This window comes from Streptomyces azureus, assembly GCF_001270025.1.
Classification (GTDB): domain Bacteria; phylum Actinomycetota; class Actinomycetes; order Streptomycetales; family Streptomycetaceae; genus Streptomyces; species Streptomyces azureus.
This window is the reverse complement of the sequence record NZ_DF968350.1, coordinates 1-4408: the sequence shown is the minus strand read 5'-3', so window position 1 is coordinate 4408 and position 4408 is coordinate 1. Positions and strand designations below refer to the sequence as shown.

Sequence of the window (4408 nt, the reverse complement as noted above, 5' to 3'; positions counted from 1 at the left end):
GGCTGGGCCATGGACTTCTTCATCGGCGAGCCCACACGTGACCATGAGGACATCGACTGGTTCGCCTGAGCGGATGACGCCTCCGCTCTGGCCGACGGGCTGCTGCGTTCCGGCTATGAACCTCTGCCCGGGCCGCCTGCTGATCAGCAGCTCGATTTCTGCAAGCAAGGCGTGGAGAGCAGTTTCGCCCTCTTGGACAAGGACCGGTTCGGGCGCGTTGTGGTTGCCGGCGGCCCCTGGACCGGGGAGCTGTGGCCGGAGGGCATGCTCGATGATTCTGTTGGCCGCATCGGGCCACTGCGGTGCCAGATCATCAGTCCACGCGTCCAGATCGAGATCAAGCAGATGATGCCGGTCTGGGTGCCGGGCCGGCCCCACCGCAGGAAGGACGCCGAGGACATCACTCGGCTGGAGGCGGCCCTGGGAGAGCAGGGCACCCGCCCGGCATGAGGGCTTGAAGACGCGCGCAGCCGCTAACGTCTGCGCGTGGCAGATCGGGTGCGCTTACGCGAGATCGATGACGACGAGGGGCAGCGCCTGCTGAGGATCTTTGACCTTCACCAGCGTGGACCGGGTCCGGGATGTGATCCACAACTTCAACGCCGACGGCTTCGACTCCCTCTACCCGAAGTACAAAGGCGGTCGGCCCAGGACATTCACCCTGCCCGAGCGGCGCGAGATCAAGAAGATCGCCAAGTCCAGGCCGGCCGAGCACGGTCTGCCGTTCTCGACCTGGAGCCTGGCCAAGCTGGCCGACTTCCTGGTCGCCGAGGGGGTGGTCGACGACATCAGCCACGAGGGCCTTCGGGTCCTGCTCCGCGAGGAGGGCGTGTCGTTTCAACGCATAAAGACCTGGAAGACCTCCCGCGATCCGGATTACGCCGCCAAGAAAGCTCGCGTCGAGCACCTCTACGCGATCGCCGGCTGCGAGGTCATACCCGAGGACGGCGAACCCGAAGTCGTCTTATGCCTGGACGAGTTCGGCCCGCTCAACCTTCAGCCCCACCCCGGCCGGCAGTGGGCCGAGCGCGGAGGACGGCACAAGGACCCCGACCGGAAGCCGAGGCCCCGCAGGCGGGCGACCTACACCCGTCCGCACGGGGTCAGGCACCTGTTCGCCGCCTACGCCCTCGGCAAGGACAAGCTCTACGGCCACATCAAGCCGAAGAAGAACCGGACGAGGTTCCTGGAGTTGAGGAATTGTCAAGACTTGTGGATGAGGAGTGGTTGCCTGCTGGCAGGCGAAGGGACTTGAGTCTCCAGTAGGGGGAGACACAAAGGTGGGGTCATGGACGGCGACACGCTCTACTCGATCGGCGAACTCGCTCGACGGACCGGTCTCACGGTCAAGACCATTCGGTTCTACTCCGATCGCGGAATCGTGGCGCCGACGGACCGCAGCCCGGCCGGCTACCGCCTCTACAGCATCGACGCCGTCGCACGCCTGGACCTCGTGCGGACCCTGCGCGAGCTGGGACTGGACCTTCCCACGATCCGCAAGGTCGTGGACCGCGAGCTCTCGCTTCCCGAGGTCGCCGCGGCGCACGCCGAAGCACTGGCAGCGCAGATCCGCGTCCTGCGCCTGCGGCGCGCGGTGCTGATGACGGTGGCCGAGCGCGGGTCCACACCTGAGGAGACGGAACTCATGCACCGGCTGGCCCAGCTTTCCGAGGACGAACGCCGACGTCTGATCGGCGATTTCCTCGACGCCGTCTTCGGCGGTCTTGACGCCGCCCCCGCATTCGCGGGGGTCATGCGCTCGATGACCCCCGAGTTGCCCGACAACCCGGAGGCAGAGCAGGTCCAGGCGTGGATGGAATTGGCCGAAATGTCTCTGGACCCGGGTTTCCGCACCATGGTGCGGCGGATGGCCGAGGACCTGGCAGCCGAGCAGACCCGAAGCGACATGATGGGCCCGCGCCGCGACATTGCCGCAGTCGTCCGTGACCAGGTCGGCCCGGCCCTGGCCGCCGGCATCGACCCTGCCTCGCCCCAGGCCGATCCGATCGTCGCGGCGTTCACGGCGCACTGCGCGCACCTCCTCGGCCGCCCCGACGACGTTGAGCTTCGCCGCCGGCTGGCGACTCGGCTGGAGAGCGTGAGTGACCCCCGCAGGGAGCGATACCTCCAGCTGCTCGCAGTGGTCAACGGCTGGCCGGCCCCGGAGAGTCTGGCTCCAGTGTTCGATTGGTCCGTCCAGGCTCTGCGCGTCCGGACACGGCAATGACGGGGCGGTCGCAAGGCGGCATGGGGCGGACGCGGCTGGCGTCGGGTGAAAACGCCGCCACGTATGATCGGTTGATGAGTGCCCCAGTCGTACTTCAGGTGGCCGCGTCGCCGGTCTCTCCCGCTCTCGTTCTTCGCCCCTGGCGCATGGAGGACGTTGCCGCATTGGTCGAGGTGAGCCGGGATCCCGCACTGCGCCAGTGGACGAGCTCTGTCGTGGACAACGATGCCGACGGGGCACGCTGGGTGCAGGCTCAGCAGCAGGGCTGGGCAGCGGGGGACCGGTTCGGCTTCGCCGTCCTTGAGACACCACCCGGTTCAGTTCGCGAACAGTTGGTGGGCAACGTGGTCCTCAAGGAAGTCACCTCCGGCAAACCGGCGGCCGAAGTGGGCTACTGGACCGCGGCGCACGCTCGCGGGCGGGGAGTGGCCTCCCGCGCTCTGGAGGCCCTCACCAACTGGGCCTTCGACACCTTCGAACCCGACGGGCTGGAGCGTCTCGAACTCCTGCACCAGGTGGACAACCTGGCATCGTGCCGGGTTGCACAGAAGAGCCGCTACGACTTCGACACCATCCTGCCCGCGGCACCGCCCTCCTTCCCCCGCGATGGCCACCTGCACATACGGCGCACGAGTGCCTGAGATCTTCCCGGCTTCTGCGGATCGGCTGAGGCTGCTCACGCCGAGAGGATCTCGGAGCGTTCGACGAGGTGGCCGCGTTCGAAGCGGGCCCCGGCACGGACCAGAGCGACGAGGTGGGGTGCATTCACAGCCCGCCAGCGGGCCTGGGCTGACTCGACCGGCTTGAAAACCATCGCCAGCCCGGCGGCCCGGCTGCCGGCACCCTTCGTCACCTTGGTCCGCAGCCGCACGGTGGCGAACGTCGACTCGATGGGATTCGTGGTCCGCAGATGGATCCAGTGCTCGGCGGGGAAGTCGTAGAACGCCAGCAGCTCGTCCTCATCGTCCACGATCTTCTTGACCGCCTTGGGGTACTTCGCGTTGTACTGCTTGGCGAATAAGGCGACGGCTTTGCGGGCCTGCTCCTTGTTCTCGGCGTTGTAGATGTCCTGGATGGCGCGCTTGGCCGCGGGCTGGGCCGACTTCGGCAGGGAATCGAGAACATTTGCGGTTTTGTGAACCCAGCATCTTTGTTCGCGGGTGTCAGGGAACACCTCGGCCAGGGCCTTCCAGAATCCGAGCGCGCCGTCCCCGACGGCCAGCACCGGGGCGCGCATGCCCCGGCGGGCACAGTCGCGTAGCAGGCCCGCTCACGCCTCCGTCGACTCGCGATAACCGTCGGCCAGCGCGATCAGCTTCTTGGTGCCATCCGCCCGCACGCCCATCACCACCAGCACGGCAGCCTTGGCCTCCTCCAGGCGTATGCGCAGGTGAATGCCGTCGGCCCACACGTACACGTAGTCCGTGGCCGACAGATCGCGGTTCATGAAGGCAGCGTGGTCGGCCTGCCACTGGGCCGTCAGCCGCGCGACCGTGGCCGGCGACAGCCCGGCCGAACTGCCGAGGAACTGCTCCAGCGCGGGCACGAAGTCCCCAGACGACAACCCATGCAGGTAGAGCAGCGGCAGCACCTCGCCGATCTTCGGGGACTTCCGGGCCCAAGGCGGCAGGATCGCCGAGGAGAACCGCCTGCGTTCGCCCGTATCGAGGTCGGTGCGCTTGTCGTTCACCCGCGGAGCCTTCACCTCCACGGTCCCGGCCGCGGTGGTGACCTTCCTCGGCTGGTGATAGCCGTTGCGCACTACCAGCCGCCGCCCGTTCTCGTCCCGCTGGTCGGCCAACTCGGCGATGTATGCGTTGACCTCGGCTTCCAGCGCGGCGGCCAGCATCCTGCGGGCGCCCTCCCGGACGATCTCGTCCAGCAGCGACGACCCATCTCGCGTGGCGCCGTCTTCGTTGACTACGGTGAGCATGAAGGTGCCTTCCCGACCGACGCCGCGAACGTCGGTCTTGCTCGGTGACCTATCGATCAATCGCCCGGGAAGGTACGTCCTCCCGGGGCCGATCCACAGGATCTGAGCATTGCTCCGCTCGCAATGGCGAGCAGCAGTAATGGCTGACCAGCCCATATCGCCGCGGAGGCGTCATCCGCCCAGGCGAACCAGTCGATGTCCTCATGGTCACGTGTGGGCTCGCCGATGAAGAAGTCCATGGCCCAGCC

General features: G+C 67.3%; 4 protein-coding genes and 3 pseudogenes. 5 read left to right on the top strand and 2 right to left on the bottom strand.

Annotated elements, in window-relative coordinates; all coding sequences use genetic code 11:
• From AOQ53_RS48155 to AOQ53_RS27095, 5 genes and pseudogenes are all read left to right on the top strand, one after another.
• Window positions 1–69: nucleotidyltransferase domain-containing protein (locus AOQ53_RS48155; RefSeq protein WP_408055191.1), on the top strand; the 69-nt coding region annotated here is incomplete at its 5' end.
• A gap of 102 nt (window positions 70–171) precedes the next feature.
• Window positions 172–450 carry a hypothetical protein gene (locus AOQ53_RS45275; RefSeq protein ID WP_059421201.1) on the top strand — a complete coding sequence of 93 codons (279 nt, stop codon included), beginning with the start codon at window positions 172–174 and terminating at the stop codon, window positions 448–450.
• Between the two features lie 36 nt (window positions 451–486).
• A pseudogene (locus AOQ53_RS27105) lies at window positions 487–1192 on the top strand (helix-turn-helix domain-containing protein); the annotation flags it as partial.
• 96 nt (window positions 1193–1288) lie between these two features.
• A complete protein-coding gene (locus tag AOQ53_RS27100; protein WP_059421200.1) occupies window positions 1289–2227 on the top strand; it encodes a MerR family transcriptional regulator in 939 nt (312 codons plus the stop codon).
• A gap of 74 nt (window positions 2228–2301) precedes the next feature.
• Window positions 2302–2868 carry a GNAT family N-acetyltransferase gene (locus AOQ53_RS27095; protein WP_078945532.1) on the top strand — a complete coding sequence of 189 codons (567 nt, stop codon included), beginning with the start codon at window positions 2302–2304 and terminating at the stop codon, window positions 2866–2868.
• Window positions 2869–2903: 35 nt separating this feature from the next.
• On the opposite strand, the pseudogene AOQ53_RS27090 reads toward AOQ53_RS27095, so the two are convergent.
• Both AOQ53_RS27090 and AOQ53_RS46605 read right to left on the bottom strand, forming a co-directional pair.
• Window positions 2904–4160, bottom strand: a pseudogene (locus AOQ53_RS27090) (IS256 family transposase).
• Window positions 4161–4216: 56 nt separating this feature from the next.
• Window positions 4217–4408 (bottom strand): annotated as a pseudogene (locus AOQ53_RS46605) (hypothetical protein); the annotation flags it as partial.